The sequence below is a fragment of the Nocardia sp. CC227C genome (assembly GCF_030767025.1).
Taxonomy (GTDB): domain Bacteria; phylum Actinomycetota; class Actinomycetes; order Mycobacteriales; family Mycobacteriaceae; genus Nocardia.
Genome location: NZ_JASITE010000012.1, coordinates 135270 through 154221, shown reverse-complemented (window position 1 = coordinate 154221; position 18952 = coordinate 135270). Strand labels below are relative to the sequence as shown.

The following is an 18952-nucleotide window of genomic DNA, read 5'->3' as shown; positions in this document are numbered from 1 at the left end:
GTCGTCACTCAGCGCGGCGCTTGGAAGGCCGACACCACGCCATTGATGACATCGGCGGCGGGCCCGAGTTCCGGGGCCAGCGGCGGCATGGCCGCCACCGCATCCCGCAGCCCGCCGACCACCGCCGCGCCCACCGGCCCGGACTCCTCCACCGCCGCGGCCGTATCCACCGCCTGCGCGGTCACCTGTGCGACCGGCTCGGCGTACTGCGGAGCCGCGACCGGCGCGGGCTCCCACGCGGGCTCCGCGACCGGTGCGGGGGCTGGTGCCGGTGCCGGCGTGGCGGCGGGGGTGATGCCGGGAATGACCGGTGCGGCGATCGTCGCGACGCCGGGGATGTCGATGAGCGGGGCGGGTGCGGCCGTCGGCGTGGCGGGTGGACCCGCGGTAGTGATGCCTGGAATGACCGGTGCGGCAATGGTCGCGACGCCGGGGATGTCGATGAGCGGGGCGGCGTCCGTGCCCGGCGCTGGTGCGGTGGCGGGGGTGATGCCCGGGATGACCGGTGCCCCGATGGTCAGGACGCCGGGAATGTGGACGAGGGGTGCCGGGGCGGGGGCCGCGACCGGGGTCGCCGTGGGCTGGTCCACGGGCAGCGGGGGTGGTGGTTCGGTCGAGTCGCCGCCGCTCAGCGCGCCACCCGCGAGTGCCGCCAGCGCGCCGCCGCCGACCACCAGGGGCACGCTCACCATGCCGCCGAGCGATCCGCCGCCGACGCATCCCGCGATACCGCCGACGATCGCACCGGCCGGAGCGCCGACTCCGGCGGTGGGGATGCCGCCGATCGCGGCACCGGCCAGCGCGCCGACGGCCGCGCCGACACCGCAGCCGATCGGCACCAGCACGGCCGGGGCGAGCGCGCCCGCCGTACCGGCGCCGAGCAGCGCGCCCATCGAACTGGTGGCGGCCATGCGGTCGGATTCCTCGCGCGAGAAACCCATGCCGTCGTAGGCGGCGGCGATCTGCCATTCCGCCCAGTCGGCATACGCCTGCGCCTTGTCACGGGTCTTCACGTCCACCCATTCGGGCAGGTCGACAATGCCGGTGCCGAGCCGCAACTGGTGCGGATTCTCCGGGATGTAGGGCGTCTCCGGTGCGGGCTGCGCGGGTTCGGCCTCGGGTTCGGCGGGCTGCTCGCGCTGGTTCGGCGGCTGCACCAGGGTGTCTATATTCGGCTGCACCTGCTGCTGCGGCCGGGGCCGGGCCGGGGGTGGGGGCGGGTCCGGAATCCAGTCCGCCGGACTGGGCGTCGGCGGGGTGGCGGGCACCTGGGGTGGCTGGGTGAGTCCCGGCTGTCCCTCGCCGGGCACCGCGAGTCCGGGCTGTCCCGGGGCCGCCCCTGCCACGCCGTGTCCTGCGGCGAGCACCACGGGCAGGACGGAGAGAGCGGTCAACGTGCGTCTAGCGGTCATTCCGGATCCCCTTGTTCGCGGCGGGTGTCGCACCGACCGCACATCCCACACCACACCACTGGACGCGCCCACTGCGGTCGGCCGTCACCACCCCGGGTGACATATCGGGTTCCCGCCGCAATAACCTCGCGATGAGTCCCTGTCACCTGCGATGATGTTGTTGCCGGGATGATGGTACCCGAAACCGGGGTCCGGCAATTGAATACGGACGAGTCGGTATGAATTCCCTTGAATAGCCGCCATCCTCCGAATCCCTCACAATAAGATCGGCGAGAGGGCGCGGCAGCCGTGCCCCGCAACACCTTTCATCAGCGCCCCGGTCCGCGAAGGGGAGGCTCGTGCGCATATCAGCAATCCGACAGCGAACGGTGCTGGTTGTCTTGGCGCTGGTCACCGCCGCCGCCTGCGGCCTCTCCGACACCCCATCCTCCGCACCCACCTCGGCCCCTCCCGATCCGAACCGGCCACCGGCCGACATCCACTGGGAGACCTGGCAGGGCGTGCGACTTCCCTTCGGCGGCAAGGACGGTCCCACCCGGGTCGCCGAGGCCGCCCTGGGCTACTCGCACACCCCGCAGGGTGCGGCGCTGGCCGCCATCCACCACACCGTCCGGATTTCGCTCGCCCCCGACGCCGCCTGGTCGAAGATCGCCGCACAGACCCTGATGCCCGGCCCCGGCAAGGACGAATGGGTGCTGGCCCGCGCCCGGATCTCGGTCACCCAGCCCGCGTCCGCGGAAGTGGCCCCGCGCATCGCCGCCTACAAGTTCACCGCGTACGCCGAGGATCGCGCCCGGCTGCTCGTGTACAGCATCTACTCGGACAACAGCATTGCGGCAAACACTCAGACAGTCGTCTGGTCGCACGACGACTGGCGTTTGCTCCTGCCCGACCCGGCCATGAAATCCGTGGTGGTGGAAGCGGTCCCGGACATCCCCGCCGATGCCGTGCGATTGCCGCAACCCGACTAGTCGGCTGTCGCATTTGCGCCGCCGCGATTCGGCTGACCTACCTGCGCACCGGCGGCGGCCACGGCCTCGCGGACTTCCTCGGCCACCAGGTCGGCGTTGATCTGCCCACCTGCCATGGCGCCCGCGGCGGCGGCGCTGCCGACCTGGGCGGACAGGTCGGTGACATTGCCCGCGGCCCAGACGCCCGGCGCCTCGGTGCGGCCGGTGGGGTCGGCGGGGATGTGCTCGCCCATACCGGAGGGATGGGCGACCGCGGTCAGGCCCAGGCCCGTGAGGAATTCGGTGCGGGCCACCATGCGCGAGGCGACCGCCACCGTGGTGCGGGGGATGACGGTGCCGTCGGCCAGTCGCACACCGGTCAGTCGGTCGTCGGTGATCTCCAGTGCTGCCACCGCCCCCTCGATGATCTCGATTCCCCGCGCCGCCAACTCCGCCCGCTGCTCCGCGCCGAGCGGCAGGTCGTTGACGAGGAACACCACATCGGCACTCAACTGCCGGAACAGCAGCGCGCCGTGCACCGACATGGGTCCGGTGGCGATGACGCCGATGGGCTCATCGCGCACCTCCCAGCCGTGGCAGTAGGGGCAGTGCACCACCTCGCGGCCCCAGCGTTCGCGCAGTCCCGCGATATCGGGCAGTTCGTCGACCAGTCCGGTGGTCACCAGCAGCCGCCGCGCCCGCGCCGTGCCGCCGTCGCGCAGGGTCACCGCGAAGCCGTCGGCGGTGCGGGCCACCGCCGTGACCTCGCCGTCGACGATCTCGCCACCGTAGCCGCGCACCTCCTCGCGGCCGCGCCGCAGCAGCTCCCGCGGCGGCACGCCGTCGCGCGCGAACAGTCCGTGCACCGCGTGGGCGGGGGCATTGCGCGGCGCTCCCGAGTCGACGACCAGCACCGACCGCCGCGAGCGCGCCAGCATGAGCGCCCCGTTCAGTCCCGCGGCCCCGCCGCCGATCACCACCGCGTCGTAGTTTCCGGTCCATTCGGTCATCCAGACCACCTCCTTGCCGTCGACGATGCACCCCGATCCGCGATTTCGGCAAGCTCCTTTGCTGTTATGGCAAACTGGAGTGATGGACGACCTGGATCAGGCCCTGGAAGCGGTCGGCCCCCGCCTGCGCGCCCTGCGCAAACAGCGCGACGTCACCCTCACCGATCTCGCCGCCGCCACCGGCATCTCGGTGAGCACCCTGTCCCGCCTGGAATCGGGTGCCCGCCGCCCCACCCTCGAACTCCTGCTGCCCCTGGCCAAGGCACACCGCGTCACCCTGGACGAACTGGTCGGCGCCCCGCCCACCGGCGATCCGCGCGTCCACATGCGCCCGGTCACCCATCACGGCATGACCATGATCCCGCTGACCCGCCGCCCCGGCGGGGTGCAGGCGTACAAACTCGTCATCGCCCCCGACGACCACCGCGGCGACCCGGATCCCAAGACCCACGAGGGCTACGAGTGGCTCTACGTGCTCAACGGCCGCCTGCGCGTCATCCTCGCCGAACACGATTTCGTCATGCTCCCCGGCGAGGCGGCCGAATTCGACACCCGCGTCCCGCACTGGTTCGGCCCGGCCGACGACAACCCGGTCGAATTCCTCAGTCTCTTCGGCAAACAGGGTGAACGCGCACACCTGCGCGTGCGCCCGAAATCGGAGTCGAAGTAGGCGATTCCCGCTCGCATCCGAGCGTCGCGCCACGCGGAGTCGCCTCGGAGAGGGCTGTCGATACCGCGGATAAGCCGCTACGAGCTACCGGATGAGCGACCCGTCGTTGGCTAAGACACCATTCAGCAAGGCTCCCAGGCATCCCGGCTCCCGGGTGGTCGTCGTCGGGCTGGGCCGGTTCGGCAGCTCACTGGCCCGCGAACTGGTCGTGCACGGCTCGGAGGTGCTTGCCATAGCACCTCGCTGCTCGTCGATTTCAGGATCCCTCGCATCTGGGCCAAGGCCACCAGCCGCCAGCACGGTCGCATCCTCGAGCGCATCGGCGCACATCACGTGGTGCTGCCGGAATTCGATATGGGCGAACGGATCGCGCACCTGGTGACCGGGCGCATGCTCGACTACATCGAGTTCGACGACGACTACGCCATGGTGCGCACCACCGCACCACGCGCGGCGATCGGGATGACGCTCACCGAGAGCGGGCTGCGGCAGCAGTTCGACGTGACGGTCGTCGCCGTCAAGCGCCGCGGCGGCGAATTCACCTACGCCACAGCGGACACCGTGGTGATGGACGGTGATCAGCTCATCGTGTCCGGGAGCATCGCCGATGTCGAATCGTTCGCGGACCTCGTCTGAGCGCTGGGACCGGTCGGACTTGCGAACCGGAACTGTCGGTGTCCGGCGTTAGAGTGCGGTCCATGGGATACGAATTTCAGGTGGTCGTCGACTGCGCCGATCCGCATACCCAGGCCGACTGGTGGGCGGCGGCGCTGGGGTGGGAGGTCGAACCCCAGGACGAGGACTTCATTCGCACCATGGTCGCGCAAGGGCACGCGGCGGAGGACGACACCACGACGCATCGGGGAAAGCTGGTGTGGAAGGTGGGGACGGCCATCCGGCATCCGGAACGCCCGCGAGTGCTGTTCCAACTCGTCCCCGAGGCCAAGACGGTGAAGAACCGGCTGCACCTCGATATCCGGGTCGGTGACGAGCAGCGGGCGGCCGAGGTGGAGCGGCTGACCGGACTCGGCGCGAAGCTGCTGCACGAGGGGCGGCAGGGGCCGTTCGCCTGGGTCACCATGGCCGATCCGGAGGACAACGAGTTCTGTGTGACCTGAGTTCCGCGTGACCTGAGTTCCGCCCGCATCCTCAGTTCGGCGTGCCCGGTGCGCCGGACGCCGATGTGTGGAAGCGGAACAGGTTGTCCCAGCGGTGATCCAATCGCCGTTTCGCCTCCGGCAGCGACACCACTGCGAGGGTGTCCCCGGCGTGCTCGGTGAGCAACTCCAGTTCGCGCAGTTTGCGCAGCCCGTCGGAGACCTCGTAGTCGAAGGTGGTCCGCCAGTGCTCGCGGAACCACTCCTCGATGCGCTGGTCCAAGTCCGCGGCGGACAGCGGGCGCTCGGCGGTGCGCAGGAAGTGGTAGGCGAGCAGCGTCTCCTTCACCTCCGATTCCTCGGCCGCACCCAGCAGATGGTGGAAGACGCCCGCGTCATTGTCGAGATTGCGGAAATACAGGTGTTCCGACAGCGTCTTCATCAGCTTGATCTTGCGGTTCTTGAACTTGGAGAACTGGCGTACCAGATATCCGCCGAAGGCCGCCAGTCCGGCCCCGAGGGTGACCAGCGCGGTCTGATCCAGCGTGACCGATTCGTCGCGGAGGCCGAGCCAGAACGCCAGCAGCAGCACCAGCAGGCCCATCGAGGCGATCAGCTTGGTGACCACGACGATGATCCCGGAGACCACCGCGGGCACCCCGATGAGCAGTTTGTCCAGCGGCCGCATGCGCACGCGAACGCTCGGGTACAGCATCTCCAGATCGTTGCGCGGCACATCCTGGAACAGCTTCAACAGCACACCGCCGGAGCGCTGTCCGTCGCCGGGCTGCTCACGCTCGGTGAACGCGATGTACACCAGTACCTTGGCGTAGCTGGTGAATTCGACGGTGCGCCGCCGCAGTCCGTACAGCGACTTCACCTGCTCGGACTTCCGCGCTTCGCCGCGTCGGAAGAACAGCACCGTGTCGATATTCTCGTCGTCCACCTCCAGCCGCACCTTCACCAGCGACTGTTCGGCGAAGGCCCGCTCGATCTCGGCCTGGTCGATGCGCGTGAAATTGGCCGCCTCCGCCAGGGCGACGAGCTCCCGCTCCACCCGCTGCCGCGCCGCCGCCCGCTCCGGCGGGGTCGCGGTCCGGATCACCCGCATATCCTCGGCCGGATCGACCAACTGATACGCGTCCAGCGCCGCCTCGCCGCGCTCGTGGAACGAGTAGTGGACCAGGGCCGCCAGTAATCGCGCGAACTCCAGAAAGGACTCCCGCTCGGCCTCGGGCACCTCGTCGGCACACAGCGAAATGACCGCGCTCTTGCGAAACGGCAGAAAGTGTTCCATCGGCGACTCCTCTCGGCGGGCGGACCCGTCCGCTTCAACCCTAGGTGCGGCCGTCGCCGCCCGCGTGGGACCGGTGATCGCGAAACGACCTCGCGGGCAACGAGCGCGCACTGGCCGGTCGTCGGTGACGCCGTCGGGTTGCCGGTTCGCCGCCCGCGGCGCGGTATCGCGGCCCGTTTCCGGTGTGCCGGGCGTCCGACCTGCGCCGTGGCGGCCGCATCAATCGGTCAGGAATCGAGAAGCGTTGCGCATCGGCGGGTAACTAGCGTCGGCTTCGGAACATCCGCCCGCGAGTGCCGCGGCGGCGGGGCTCGAACGGAGAGGGGAGCACCATGACCACGAATATCCGGATCAGGCAGGCGCACCGGTGGCTGGCCGTCACCTTCGTGGCGGTCATCGGCGTCACCGTGGTCGGATTGGCGGCGGGCGGCCCCGAATGGCTGTCCTATCTGCCGCTGGCGCCACTCGCCCTACTGGCGTTCTCCGGTCTGTACCTGCTCGTGACCCCGTACCCGAGCGGGCGCGGTCTTACGGAGCGCCCGGTCGGCTGGGTGCGGGGACAGCGGGTGCGGCAGGTGCACCGCTGGTCGGCGGTCGTCTTCACGGTGACCGTGCTCGCGACCTTCGTCGCCCTCGCACCGGAGGAGCCCATCGTATGGGTCTCCTACCTGCCGCTGATCCCACTGGCCGCACTGCTCGTCACCGGGCTGACCATGCTGGTGCGCTGGTGGCGCGCCCGCGCGGGCGCGCTCGAGAATGTGGAACAGCACTGACCGGCTCGGTTTCCGGGCGAACTCGGGCGTGCGATCGCCGCGTGCCAACTGTCCGAACATCAGCGGTGCCATCGCGGGTCACCGCTCGCGTAGGTGCCCGAATCGCCGCTGACCGACTCCGAGGACCTCGACGGCCGGGACCCGTCGCCCCTGTTCCGTGAGGTCCTCCAGACGGCATGTACGAAGCCGACCGGTCGGGTCAGGCCCCCACGTACTCCGCGAGGTGCTGTCCGGTCAGTGTGGAGCGGTCGGCCACGAGATCGGCGGGTGTGCCCTCGAAGACGATCGTGCCGCCGTCGTGGCCCGCGCCCGGCCCGAGGTCGATGATCCAGTCGGCGTGCGCCATGACGGCCTGGTGGTGCTCGATGACGATCACCGACTTGCCGGAGTCCACCAGCTTGTCGAGCAGTCCGAGCAGCTGTTCCACATCGGCGAGATGCAGTCCGGTGGTGGGCTCGTCGAGGACGTACACGCCGCCCTTGTCGGCCATGTGGGTGGCAAGTTTGAGGCGCTGCCGTTCACCGCCGGACAGCGTGGTCAGCGGCTGCCCGATGGTCAGATAGCCGAGCCCGACATCGGCGAGCCGCCGGAGGATGGCATGCGCGGCAGGGGTTTTGGCGTCGCCGCTGCCGAAGAACTCCTCGGCCTCGGTCACCGGCATGGCCAGCACCTCGCTGATGTCCTTGCCGCCCAGGGTGTATTCCAGCACCTCCGCCATGAACCGCTTGCCCTCGCACACCTCACAGGTGGTGGAGACCCCGGCCATGATGCCCAGATCGGAGTAGACGACGCCCGCGCCGTTGCAATTCGGGCACGCGCCTTCGGAATTGGAGCTGAACAGCGCGGGTTTGACCCCGTTGGCCTTCGCGAACGCCTTGCGGATCGGCTCGAGCAGCCCGGTGTAGGTCGCCGGATTGCTGCGCCGCGAGCCGCGAATGGGCGTCTGGTCCACCGCAACCACGCCGTCGGAACCCGGGATGGAGCCGTGGATCAGCGAGCTCTTGCCGGATCCGGCCACGCCGGTGACCACGCACAGCACGCCGAGCGGGACATCGACGGAGACATCGCGCAGATTGTTGGTCTCGGCATGCCGAATCTTCCACGCGCCGACGGGTGTACGCACTTCGCTCTTGAGCGCGGCGCGGTCGTCGAAATGCCGCCCGGTAATGGTCCCGCTGGTCCGCAGCTTGTCGACGGCGCCCTCGAAACAGATGGAACCGCCCGCCGCGCCCGCGCCCGGACCGAGGTCCACCACATGGTCGCCGATGGCGATGGTCTCTGGCTTGTGCTCGACGACCAGCACGGTATTGCCCTTGTCCCGCAGCCGCAGCAGCAGGTCGTTCATGCGCTGGATGTCGTGCGGGTGCAGTCCGGCGGTGGGTTCGTCGAACACATAGGTGACGTCGGTGAGCGAGGAGCCGAGGTGGCGAATCATCTTGACGCGCTGCGCCTCACCGCCGGACAGCGTGCCCGCGGGCCGGTTCAGCGACAGGTAGCCGAGCCCGATCTCCACGAACGAGTCGAGCGTGTGCCGCAGCGCGTCCAGCAGCGGCTGCACCGACGGTTCCCGCAGCCCGCCGACCCATTCGGCCAGATCGCTGATCTGCATGGCGCAGGCGTCGGCGATATTGATCTCGCCGATCTTCGAGGAGCGTGCCTCGGCGCTGAGTCGGGTGCCGTCGCAGTCGGGGCAGGTCTGGAAGGTCACCGCGCGCTCCACGAAGGCGCGGATATGCGGCTGCAGGGCGTCGACGTCCTTGGACAGCATGGATTTGCGCATCTTCGGGATGACGCCCTCGTAGGTGAGGTTGATGCCCTCGACCTTGATCTTGGTGGGCTCCTTGTAGAGCAGAGCGTCGAGCTCACGCTTGGTGAACTTCCTGATCGGCTTGTCCATATCGAAGAAGCCGGAGCCGCTGAAGATGCGGCCGTACCAGCCCTCCATGCTGTAGCCGGGCACGGTCAGCGCGCCCTCGTTGAGCGATTTGCTGTCGTCGTAGATCTGGGTCAGGTCGATGTCGTTGACCGAGCCGCGCCCCTCGCAGCGCGGGCACATGCCGCCGGTAATGCTGAAGCTGCGCCGCTCCCGGACCTTCTGGCCGCCCTTCTCGACCGTGACCGCGCCCGCTCCGCTGATCGAGGCCACATTGAAGGAGAACGCCTGCGGGGAGCCGATATGCGGCGTGCCGAGCCGGCTGAACAGAATGCGCAGCATGGCGTTGGCGTCGGTGGCGGTGCCGACCGTGGAGCGGGGGTCGGCGCCCATCCGCTCCTGGTCGACGATGATCGCGGTGGTCAGACCGTCGAGCACGTCCACGTCGGGCCGCGCCTGGGTCGGCATGAAGCCCTGGATGAAGGTGCTGTAGGTCTCGTTGATGAGCCGCCGCGACTCCGCGGCGATGGTGTCGAACACCAGCGAGCTCTTGCCCGAGCCCGACACGCCGGTGAACACGGTCAACCGGCGCTTGGGGATCTCGATGCTGACGTCCTTCAGGTTGTTCTCCCGCGCGCCGACCACCCGGATCAGATCATGGGTGTCGGCGGCGTGCGCGGGCGACCGCGTATCCGTCTTCTTGGCCATAACTCGTGGTGTCTTCCTCTTGTTCGGTCGGACGGCTCTCAATCCAGCTGCTTGATGCGGACCATATTGCCCGCGGGATCGCGGAACGCGCAGTCGCGAACCCCGTACGGCTGGTCGGTCGGTTCCTGTACCACCTCGGCGGCATCGCTGGCCTGCAATTTCTCGAACAGGCCGTCGAGGTCGCGGGTGGCGAGATTGATACCGGCGTAGGTGCCCTTGGCCATCATCTCGGCGATGACGCGCCGCTCGTCGTCGGTGATACCGGGATCGGCCGCCGGCGGATGCAGCACGATGGAGACGTCGGGCTGGCCGACCGGCCCGACCGTGATCCAGCGCATGCCCTCGTAGCCGACGTCGTTGCGGACCTCGAACCCGAGAGTGTCGCGGTAGAACGCCAGCGCGGCGTCCGGATCGTCCTGCGGCAGATAGGAGGCGTTGATGCTGATGTCCATGCTGATCACGGTAGCTACCGGTCACCGGTCGAAGCTTCTCGATTCCTGATCGGTCGGGTGATCTGCTTGGCCACGCAGGCCGGTATCCCCGCCGCCTCGCCCGCGGCCTCCCGCTTGTACACGCTCGGCGGCATTCCGACCAGTTCGGTGAATCGGGTGCTGAACGTGCCCAGCGAGGAGCAGCCCACCTCGAAGCAGACCTCGGTGACGCTCAGATCGCCACGCCGCAGCAATGCCTTGGCGCGCTCGATACGCCGCGTCATCAGATAGGAGTAGGGCGACTCGCCGTAGGCGGCCCGGAACTGGCGGCTGAGATGTCCGGCCGACATGTGCGCGTCCCGGGCGAGCCGTTCGACGTCGAGGGGCTGGGCGTATTCCCGGTCGATCCGGTCCCGGACGCGACGCAGTACCGCGAGGTCGCGGAGGCGCTGCTGCTCGGGTCTGCTGGTCACTCCGCAGATCGTCCCATATAGCCGCGCCCTCGCGTGGCACGCGGTGCGGCAGCGACGCACGAGGTTCGTGACCACCTGGTCCGGTGTTTCCCTGGTGCGCGATACTGGGATCGAACCAGTGACCTCTTCCGTGTCAGGGAAGCGCTCTCCCGCTGAGCTAATCGCGCGGGACCCCACAGAGCGGATGACGGGATTCGAACCCGCGACCCTCACCTTGGCAAGGTGATGCGCTACCAGCTGCGCTACATCCGCACGTCCGGCGGCATTTCGGCTCCGGCTCGCGAGGAAGAACCATAGCCACAACAGCGCGAAGACTCCAAATCGGGCTGGTCTGCGGCCTCTCGACCGGGTCTTTCGAGCGTTTGTGCCCGTTTGTCCGTTGTGGCACAGTCGGTTCCCGAAACAGGGTGGTGTGAAGGGAGGGGCGGCTCGGGGATGGCATCGGACCCGTCGCAGCCAACAGGCCAGGGATTCTTCTCGGTGACCGGCACGTCCGGTGACGTCTACTTCGTCGCGGGCGACCCCTACGGCACGGCGGGTGGGCGGTCGCGGCTGTTCCGGTGCCGCGACCGACACGGTCGTGAACGCGTGTACAAGCTGTACGGCGCGGCCGTCACCGATGCGCATGCGATCGGTTGGGCGGCGCGCGCAGCGCATTTCGGCCGCGAGATCGTGCTGCCCGCGGAACGGCACGGGGGAGTGGGGGCCGCACCGGAGAACTCGATAGCCTGGCCGATCGACCTGGTACGGCGCGATGACGAGCTGCTCGGTGCGATCCTGCCGCTGACCCCGGGCGAATTCCTCGAACCCGACGGGTCACCGCTGACCCTGCACCGGCTGTGTCTGGCGGCGCGGCAGCCACCCGATGCGTATTACCGTGTCGCGGTGGCGATTCGGATATGCGAGATCGCCACCGCGCTCGAGGAGCGCGATCTCGTCCACGGCGCGCTGTTCGCGCGGAACCTGTTGTGGAGCCGCTTCCAGCCGCACGTCTACCTCCTCGAATGCGACGGGCTGCGGTACGGGCGGGTGGCCGCGCCCGCGGGCATCCGCCTCGAGAAGTGGTGCGATCCACGGCTTCTCAGCGGTGAGATTCCCGGGCCCGACCGCTTCAGCGACCGCTTCGGCGTGGCGGCCCTGCTGTACCGCTGCCTCTTCCTCGCCACCGATACCCCCGCTCGCGGCGGCTGGCGGGGGCCGTCGGGCTTCCCGTCCGAACTCGACCCCCGCGTGCGCGCCCTGTTCGACCGCGCCTTCACCGACCCCGCCGCCACCGACGACCGCCCCCGCGCCGGCGAGTGGCTGGACGCGCTCCAGGACTCCTATCTGCTGGGCGACGGGTCGTTCTACAACCAGGCCGCGGTGGCCGTGCTCGACCGGCATACCCAGCGCATTCGTGCGGAGGGAGCCGGGGGGCCGGTCGGCGCGGGGCTTTCCGCAGGGGAGGTCGCCGATCCGACCGTCCGGGCCGGGCGCGTCGACGGGGTGGGGTCCGCTCCCGGTGCGGGCGCGGCGGGTGGCCGGACGGGCGGTACGGTCACCACCGCTGCGGTCACCACGGCCGCACGGCAGGCCCCGGCGGGCGGAGCCGCGTCCACCACGCAGGTCCTGGATCACCTGCGGCCCGACGCGCCGCATGATCCTGGCACGACCGATGATCCGCGCGATCCGGTCATACCCGATGCACCACACCGTCCGGCCGCGCCACCCGATCCGTCCGCGGCCGACGAGCCGCCCGGTCCGCTCGCGGCGCGCTCGCCCCTCGAGCCCGCCTGGCCGGCCGACCCCCGTCGGCACGCGCCGACACCCGCTGCGGCCCCGATGAATACCGGCTCCCGCATGGCGGCGGTCCTGGCCGTGGTCGCACTGGCCGTCGCGGGCATCGCGCTGGTCGCCGTCACCCTGCGCGATACCACCGCGCCCGATCTGACGTCATCGGCCACCAGTCAGCAGGCGCTCGCGCCCGAGGCCCGCGCTTCGGCCACCACGGCACCGGCGTTCGACTGGGGCACGCTGCGCTCGGCCGCCACCGACACCACTCCGTTCACGTCGGAAGCGCTACTGCCGCAATCGTTCCGCGACGCCATGAACGTCGAGTACACGCTGCGCGCGGGCGGCATCCGGGACTGCATCACCGCGGAGATGTCGCAGAATGTCAAAGACATTCTGGCGCAGTACAACTGCACCCACATGATCGCGGGCTCCTACGTCGACCACTCCAATCAGATCCTGGTCTCGGTGAACGTCCTCGCCCTGCCCACCAGCTCCGACGCCGACAGCCTCTACGACACCATGAAGGGGCAGACTCAGGACTGGGCGGTCTGGTGCCCGGAGGATGGTCCCGGAGCATCGGTCTGCGACAACTACACCGGCTACGCCACCCGCAGCGGCTGGGGCTCCAAGAGCTACCGCTACGTCTACAAATCCACGGCCCTCTACATCAATCTGACCGAGGACACCGATATCACCGACTGGCTCGACGCCGCCGCCGAGGCGATCGTCTCCGAGGCGGGCCCGGAGAACTACTGGCCTCGCTGACCCGAGGTCCGCGCCGTCGGCGAGCGCACCGGATTCGCCGACGGCCGGCCACCTGCGCTGACCTACGGCTTGTCCCGCAGCCCCAGGTCGTGCGCTTTGGCCCGCACCGCACCGAGGACGAGATGTCCGCTCTCGCTCAGCAGTTCCTGCACCTCGGCCGCGGTCCGACTCGCGGCATCGGCCCCGACCCTGGACAGTCGCCGACCGCTGCGCCGCCCCACCCGGGACAGCTCCCGCGCCAACTCCCCGAACCCGCTCATCGAATCCGCACCTCCATTATCAAGCTGGTGAACGAGTGTTCTTCCGCGACTGAAAGCCGCATGATCGAACAACTGCCACCAGTAGAAACATTCGCCATGTCAACGCAGATTGAGAGTACGTCTGTTCACTGGCTGTTGCCAACCATGCAATCGGCGACGGGGGACGAGGACCGAGCTTCCCGGCGCACGGCGGGTGGAGGCGGCGATCGATCAGCCGTGCACGACGAGTCCGCCGGAATCAGCTTGCGACCTCGCCGCGGCGTATCAGCGGAACTCCCGACAGCCCCTGTGCGCACAGTCTCGCCGTCAGGTCGATCGCGTGGGACTTGGGAATCGGCCGGTCGGTGTCGAGCCACTGCCTCGCGGTGAACCGGCAGATGCCCACCAGCCCGGCCGCCAGCACGCGGACCCGGGCCACATCGGCCCCGAGGTCGCGGGTCAACAGGCCCGCGACCGCCATGACGCAATTGTCGATGGCGTGGTCGATGCGTACGCGCACCTCCGGCTCGCTCGGCACCTCGGTTTCGAACACCATGCGGAACCCGTCGGGGTCGCTGTCGATGAAATCGAAGTAGACCGCGACGGCGGCGCGGGTTCGGGCCCTATTGTCGCCGGAGGCGGTCAACGCGGATCGGATATCGTCCACCAACCGGTCCAGCCGCGACTGGATCACCGCGAGGTACAGGTCGATCTTGCTCGGAAAGTGCTTGTACACAGTGGGTTTGCTGATCCCCGCCCGGTCGGCGATCTCGTCCATCTGGGCCGCGTGGTACCCGCGCCGACCGAAGACCCCGGACGCCGCCGTCAGCACCCGCAGGCGTTGCGCCGCGCGCTCCGCCCGCTGGTTCGCGCCGAACCGCGGACGGTCCCGCACACGCGGCGGCTCAACGCACTCCCTGCTCACCGACTGTGTCATCTCACCTCCGCAACGCGCCGACCTCGGATATCGGCTCAGATCAGAGCCTGGTGGCATTGTTGGCGACATGTCAACAAGATGTGAGCAATCTGTCGAGGCGTGCTAGACATGCACCCTGGACGCCGAACAGAAAGCAGGTAGCAGGCAATGCCGAAGATCGTCGTATTCGGGGCGACCGGGTACACCGGCCGCCTGACCGCCGAAGCGTTTATCGCACAAGGCGATTCGCCGGTGCTGGCCGGGCGCGATGCCGCCGCGCTGGCGAAGCTCGCCGCCGAACTCGGCGGCGCTCCGACCGCCGTCGCCGATGTCGCCGACCCCGCCTCGGTGACCGCCCTGCTCGAGCGGGGCGACGTGCTCGTGACGACGGTCGGGCCGTTCCTGCGCCACGGCGGGCCCGCCCTGGCCGCCGCGCTGACCGCCGGAGCGCATTACCTCGACTCCACCGGCGAAGGCCCCTTCGTCCGCACCGTGTTCGACCACGACGACCAGGCCCGCACCGCCGGTGTGGCGCTGCTGACGGCGCTCGGATTCGACTATGTGCCAGGCAATCTGGCCGCCGCACTGGCGCTGCGCGAGGCTCCCGCCGCGGCCCGCGTCGATGTCGGCTATTTCATGGACGGCCCCAGCACCAGCGGCGGCACCCGCGCCTCGGTGGCCGGGATGCTCTTCGAGCGCGGCTTCGCATTGCGCGACGGCAGGATCGTCACCGAACCGACCGCCGCGCACCTGCGCGACTTCGACGTCGCCGGAAAACCCCGCACGGCCGTCTCGATCCCCGGCTCCGAGCACTTCGCCCTGCCGCGCACCCATCCGAATCTACGCTCGGTCGACGTGTACCTCGGCCTGCCGCCCGCCGCAGCCCACGGCATGCGGATCGGTTCGACCCTGGCCGCGACCGCGGCACAACTCCCACCCCTGAAGCACGGACTCGAAGCCGCACTGGCGCGAATCGTCAAGGGCTCCACCGGCGGCCCCGACGCCCGGGCACGCGCCCGCACCCGCGGCTGGGTCGTCGCCGAAACCTACGACGCCTCCGACAACCGCCTGTCCTCGGTCACCCTCACCGGCGGCGACCCCTACGACTTCACCGCCCGCATGCTGGCCTGGGCCGCGCACACGGCCCTGAACGGCGGCCTGCTCACCACCGGCGCCCTGGGCCCGGTCGAGGCATTCGGCCTGGACGCCCTGCACACCGCCGTCCGGGATGCCGGTTGGACCCGCCGCGCCACGACGCACTCGAGCTGACCGGTTCACGACAGCAGAAAGGCCCGGTGGAAACCGGGCCTGATCTGGTATTTCTCTGGTGCGCGATACTGGGATTGAACCAGTGACCTCTTCCGTGTCAGGGAAGCGCTCTCCCGCTGAGCTAATCGCGCGAGTCTTGTCTCTTCACGAAGAAGAGGCGGCGACGGGAATCGAACCCGTGTGCACGGCTTTGCAGGCCGTTGCCTCACCACTCGGCCACACCGCCAAGTAGGCCGTGTTGGCCTCTCGAGCGGATGACGGGATTCGAACCCGCGACCCTCACCTTGGCAAGGTGATGCGCTACCAGCTGCGCTACATCCGCATGTCACCTCGGGCGCCTTCCGGCTGTCCCGCTGACGAGAGAGAACATTAGCCCACCATCTGTGCAAGCAACAAATCGGCTGGTAGGAGGGGGTGAAACTGAACTACACCGGTGTAGTTCACACGCCCGCCAACTCACCGCCGCGCCATGCTCGCCCGGATGGTGCGCGTCGGTCACCGAACCGTGCGCGGCTCCACCCATCGCACCGCCGCCCCCGCCCGCGGCAGCCCGGCGAGTCGCCCTGCCGCCCTGGTCGAACCCGCATTTTGTGCCCATATGCACGCGATTTGGTGTGACGCCGGGGGAGCGTGTTAATGTTCTGTCTCGTTCGGAACGGCACGAAAGCGCCGAGACGAACAGCCGCTTCGGCGGCGAGCTACGGTTCTATAGCTCAGTGGGAGAGCACTCGCCTCACACGCGAGGGGTCGCTGGTTCGAACCCAGCTAGAACCACTCTGAAGAAGCCGCAGGTCAATAACCTGCGGCTTCTTTGTTGTATGGCAGCGGTTCGGGTCGAGCAGCGAGAATCGCAGTGCGTGCACCAAGACCACGTGCGCTCGCCCACTTCTCGATCCGGGCCCTGGGTGATCGTCGCGTAAGCGTTCATACGCGCCGACCGGAAAGTGAACGCTGACTGAGCAATGTGGCTGGCCGATGCCGCAGTGTAGCGAACGAGCTCGATCGCGGTCATGGCTGCGCCGATATCAGCGTTTGTAACATATTCTCCCTCGAGCACTTTCGATGGACGCGGACAGCTCAGCGTTTATCGGTCAGGGCTACTTCCCGGCCTCCGGGCATGCACAGCGTGGAGCAGACCATGTTCTGGCCGTGTTGGTCACCTGACGCCCTGAGCGGTCGTCGCCGGTACGTCCCGTTGGGCCGGGCGCCTTCAAGCTGGTGAAAGTTGTTGTGTCACTGCATTGAATCGCGCGCAAGCAGGCGGGAGTTGTGACTTCGCCGAAAAGGGTAGAGAGCCAACGGGATCGGTGGTTACCCTTGTCAAGGGCCCTGGAGGCCGAGGGGGTAGAACACAGGGCTCTCGTTCGCCGGTTCGACGGTCAGATTGGAGTTCTCGTGCAGGACCGTACCGACCCCATCGTCATTGATCCCGAAGGCACCGACATCCAGGGTGAGATCGCCCGCATCCGGGAGCGGGGACCCGTCACCAAGGTGGTGCTTCCGGGCGGAGTGCCTGCCTGGTCGGTGACCAGCGCGGCGTTGCTCGAGGAGGTCCTCTCCGGCCCCGCGGTCTCGAAGGATCCGCGCCAACACTGGCCGGCATTCCGGAACGGGGAGATCGGCCGGGATTTCCCTCTGCTCAACTGGGTGAATACCCGGTCCATGTTCACCGCGTACGGACCCGAACATCGTCGACTCCGCAATTTCGTGGCCCCGGTGTTCACCGCCAGGCGCACCGCGGCGCTCGAGCCCCGCATTCAGGCGATCGCCGATGAGCTGGTGACGGAACTGGATGGCATGTGTCAGGGCGACCCGGTGGATATCCGGGAGGAGTTCGCCTACCCGCTGCCGCTGCGGGTGATCAACGAGCTGATCGGAGTGCCCGAGCACCTGATCGGGCCCCTGCGGAAATGCGTGGACGGCATCTTCGACGTCGCCCTGAGCGAAGCGGAGGCCGTCGCCAACTACGAGGAGATGATCGGACTCCTGCAGCAGCTCGTCGAGTACCGGCGGGAGAACCCCGGCGAGGATATGACCAGCACGCTCATCTCCCATGTCGACGACCCCGCCAAGGATTTCAGCGTCGAGGAACTCGTCGGGACGCTCTACCTGACGGTCAATGCCGGACATGAGACGACGGTGGACCTCATCGACCAGTCGATATTTCTGCTGCTCACCCATCCGGACCAGCGGGCCGCCGCACTCGACGGGACCCTGCCCTGGACGGATGTCATCGAGGAGGTGCTGCGGTTCGAACCGTCGATCGCGCACGCCCCGCTGCGCTACGCGGTACGGGACTTCACCCTCGGCGATGTGGCGATCGCCGCTGGCGATCCGATACTGTCCTGCCCCGCCGGTGCCAACCGAGACCCCGAGATCTACGGTGACAGCGCGGACAGGTTCGATCCCGCACGGGCGAACAAGGACCATATGGCGTTCGGGTACGGACCCCACCGCTGTCCGGGTGCGCCGCTGGCCCGGCTGGAGGCGCGGGTGGCTCTTCCCACGCTCTTCCAGCGGTTTCCGCAGATGAAACTGGCCGTTTCCCCCGACGAATTGGGTTCGGTGCCCGGCTTCATCGCCAATGGGCACGACCGTTTGCCCGTACTTCTGAAGTAGTCGGGAAGCCGCTGCCCTTCGAACCTGGGCGGGGTTTTCAAGCGATGTCGTGAATGTTGTGCTGTCGCAACTCGGGTGCGTGGCGTGCCACGGTCGCGAAGTCGTTGTCGTCGTGCAGCACAGTCAATCCGTGGTGCGCGGCCGTCGCGGCGATAATGAGGTCGATTGCTGAGGCGCTGCGGTGTGCGCCTGCCCGCGCCATCCGATACTGTGTCGCCGCAACCCATCGATCGGCATGCTTGGGAACTGTGACGTTGGGGTAGAGGTCGGAGAACATCTCAGCGATTTCGTCGTATTCGGTTCGATTGCGAGCGCTGTACAGGAACTCCGCGCGCTGTGGAAAGCATGAGCCGATGGCCTCGGCGTCGATCGCGTCGAACCATGTTTGCTGCAATTTCTCGTTCGACAGCAGTCGCACCAGGGCGGAGGTGTCGAGCAGATAGATCACCTGGCCTTTTCCTCCTCATGCCGACGAGCAGCGTCGTCGATCGCTTGCCAGTGCCGTGCTCGCTCGAAGTGCTGGGCGATGCGAGCGGCACGCTCCTGCTTCTCCGCGTAGAACCGCAGGGCCAGGTTCACCGCGTCCTTCTTCGTTTTCGCTTTCGATAGAGCCATCGCGCGCTGTAGAGCGTCGTCGTCAAGGTCGATCTGCGTGACTGTCATGGCAAGCCTCCACC

Annotated in this window: 18 protein-coding genes and 6 tRNA genes; 9 read left to right on the top strand and 15 right to left on the bottom strand. The window is 68.4% G+C overall.

Annotated features, from left to right (window positions below; all coding sequences use genetic code 11):
• Positions 1–8 precede the first annotated feature (8 nt).
• Positions 9–1412, bottom strand: a complete 1404-nt coding sequence (locus tag QMO76_RS24025) for a hypothetical protein (protein WP_306363584.1) — start codon at positions 1410–1412, stop codon at positions 9–11.
• Positions 1413–1750: 338 nt separating this feature from the next.
• On the opposite strand from QMO76_RS24025, the gene QMO76_RS24020 reads away from it, so the two are divergent.
• Positions 1751–2383, top strand: a complete 633-nt coding sequence (locus QMO76_RS24020) for a hypothetical protein (RefSeq protein ID WP_306363583.1) — start codon at positions 1751–1753, stop codon at positions 2381–2383.
• Here QMO76_RS24020 and QMO76_RS24015 read toward each other — a convergent pair.
• Positions 2380–3372 (bottom strand): NAD(P)/FAD-dependent oxidoreductase, encoded by a 993-nt coding sequence (locus QMO76_RS24015; protein ID WP_306363582.1) that lies wholly within the window; start codon positions 3370–3372, stop codon positions 2380–2382. The genes QMO76_RS24020 and QMO76_RS24015 overlap by 4 nt on opposite strands.
• A gap of 82 nt (positions 3373–3454) precedes the next feature.
• On the opposite strand from QMO76_RS24015, the gene QMO76_RS24010 reads away from it, so the two are divergent.
• From QMO76_RS24010 to QMO76_RS24000, 3 genes are all read left to right on the top strand, one after another.
• Complete coding sequence (locus QMO76_RS24010; protein ID WP_306363581.1) at positions 3455–4042, top strand: helix-turn-helix domain-containing protein; 588 nt, start codon at positions 3455–3457, stop codon at positions 4040–4042.
• A 354-nt stretch (positions 4043–4396) separates the two neighbouring features.
• Complete coding sequence (locus QMO76_RS35405; RefSeq protein WP_372342057.1) at positions 4397–4678, top strand: TrkA C-terminal domain-containing protein; 282 nt, start codon at positions 4397–4399, stop codon at positions 4676–4678.
• A gap of 62 nt (positions 4679–4740) precedes the next feature.
• Positions 4741–5160, top strand: a complete 420-nt coding sequence (locus QMO76_RS24000) for a VOC family protein (protein WP_306363580.1) — start codon at positions 4741–4743, stop codon at positions 5158–5160.
• 31 nt (positions 5161–5191) lie between these two features.
• On the opposite strand, the gene QMO76_RS23995 is transcribed toward QMO76_RS24000, so the two are convergent.
• Positions 5192–6436: a TMEM143 family protein gene (locus QMO76_RS23995; RefSeq protein WP_306363579.1), complete on the bottom strand. Its 1245-nt coding sequence runs from the start codon at positions 6434–6436 to the stop codon at positions 5192–5194.
• Positions 6437–6768: 332 nt separating this feature from the next.
• On the opposite strand from QMO76_RS23995, the gene QMO76_RS23990 reads away from it, so the two are divergent.
• The gene (locus tag QMO76_RS23990) at positions 6769–7209 is read left to right on the top strand and encodes a hypothetical protein (protein WP_306363578.1); all 441 of its coding nucleotides are present in this window, start codon (positions 6769–6771) and stop codon (positions 7207–7209) included.
• A 199-nt stretch (positions 7210–7408) separates the two neighbouring features.
• Here QMO76_RS23990 and QMO76_RS23985 read toward each other — a convergent pair whose 3' ends face one another.
• The 5 genes from QMO76_RS23985 to QMO76_RS23965 form a co-directional block, all read right to left on the bottom strand.
• On the bottom strand, positions 7409–9790 hold the full coding sequence (locus tag QMO76_RS23985) for an excinuclease ABC subunit UvrA (protein WP_306363577.1): 2382 nt from the start codon (positions 9788–9790) through the stop codon (positions 7409–7411).
• A gap of 38 nt (positions 9791–9828) precedes the next feature.
• Positions 9829–10242 (bottom strand): VOC family protein, encoded by a 414-nt coding sequence (locus QMO76_RS23980; RefSeq protein ID WP_306363576.1) that lies wholly within the window; start codon positions 10240–10242, stop codon positions 9829–9831.
• 14 nt (positions 10243–10256) lie between these two features.
• The gene (locus tag QMO76_RS23975) at positions 10257–10694 is read right to left on the bottom strand and encodes a helix-turn-helix transcriptional regulator (protein WP_306363575.1); all 438 of its coding nucleotides are present in this window, start codon (positions 10692–10694) and stop codon (positions 10257–10259) included.
• A gap of 92 nt (positions 10695–10786) precedes the next feature.
• Positions 10787–10861, bottom strand: a tRNA-Val gene (locus QMO76_RS23970).
• Between the two features lie 12 nt (positions 10862–10873).
• A tRNA-Gly gene (locus QMO76_RS23965) sits at positions 10874–10946 on the bottom strand.
• Between the two features lie 228 nt (positions 10947–11174).
• On the opposite strand from QMO76_RS23965, the gene QMO76_RS23960 reads away from it, so the two are divergent.
• On the top strand, positions 11175–13232 hold the full coding sequence (locus tag QMO76_RS23960; RefSeq protein ID WP_306363574.1) for a hypothetical protein: 2058 nt from the start codon (positions 11175–11177) through the stop codon (positions 13230–13232).
• A 62-nt stretch (positions 13233–13294) separates the two neighbouring features.
• On the opposite strand, the gene QMO76_RS23955 is transcribed toward QMO76_RS23960, so the two are convergent.
• Both QMO76_RS23955 and QMO76_RS23950 read right to left on the bottom strand, forming a co-directional pair.
• Positions 13295–13492, bottom strand: coding sequence for a hypothetical protein (locus QMO76_RS23955; protein ID WP_306363573.1), 198 nt, complete (start codon positions 13490–13492; stop codon positions 13295–13297).
• A gap of 238 nt (positions 13493–13730) precedes the next feature.
• Positions 13731–14408, bottom strand: a complete 678-nt coding sequence (locus QMO76_RS23950; protein WP_306363572.1) for a TetR/AcrR family transcriptional regulator — start codon at positions 14406–14408, stop codon at positions 13731–13733.
• A gap of 147 nt (positions 14409–14555) precedes the next feature.
• Between QMO76_RS23950 and QMO76_RS23945 the strand changes: the two genes are divergently transcribed.
• Complete coding sequence (locus QMO76_RS23945; protein ID WP_306363571.1) at positions 14556–15656, top strand: trans-acting enoyl reductase family protein; 1101 nt, start codon at positions 14556–14558, stop codon at positions 15654–15656.
• 56 nt (positions 15657–15712) lie between these two features.
• Here QMO76_RS23945 and QMO76_RS23940 read toward each other — a convergent pair.
• The 3 genes from QMO76_RS23940 to QMO76_RS23930 all read right to left on the bottom strand — a co-directional run bounded on the left by QMO76_RS23940 (position 15713) and on the right by QMO76_RS23930 (position 15978).
• Positions 15713–15787 (bottom strand) — tRNA-Val (locus QMO76_RS23940).
• A gap of 24 nt (positions 15788–15811) precedes the next feature.
• Positions 15812–15882: transfer RNA gene (locus QMO76_RS23935), tRNA-Cys, on the bottom strand.
• A 23-nt stretch (positions 15883–15905) separates the two neighbouring features.
• Positions 15906–15978, bottom strand: a tRNA-Gly gene (locus QMO76_RS23930).
• A gap of 380 nt (positions 15979–16358) precedes the next feature.
• Here QMO76_RS23930 and QMO76_RS23925 point away from each other — a divergent pair.
• Positions 16359–16430: transfer RNA gene (locus QMO76_RS23925), tRNA-Val, on the top strand.
• Between the two features lie 621 nt (positions 16431–17051).
• A complete protein-coding gene (locus QMO76_RS23920) occupies positions 17052–18275 on the top strand; it encodes a cytochrome P450 (RefSeq protein ID WP_306363570.1) in 1224 nt (407 codons plus the stop codon).
• Between the two features lie 37 nt (positions 18276–18312).
• Here the strand turns inward: QMO76_RS23920 and QMO76_RS23915 are convergent, their stop codons facing one another.
• Positions 18313–18723, bottom strand: coding sequence for a PIN domain-containing protein (locus tag QMO76_RS23915; RefSeq protein ID WP_306363569.1), 411 nt, complete (start codon positions 18721–18723; stop codon positions 18313–18315).
• Entirely contained in the window at positions 18720–18938 is a 219-nt protein-coding gene (locus QMO76_RS23910) for a type II toxin-antitoxin system VapB family antitoxin (protein ID WP_306363672.1), read from the bottom strand. Before QMO76_RS23910 ends, QMO76_RS23915 begins: the two co-directional genes overlap by 4 nt.
• Between the last annotated feature and the right edge of the window lie 14 nt (positions 18939–18952).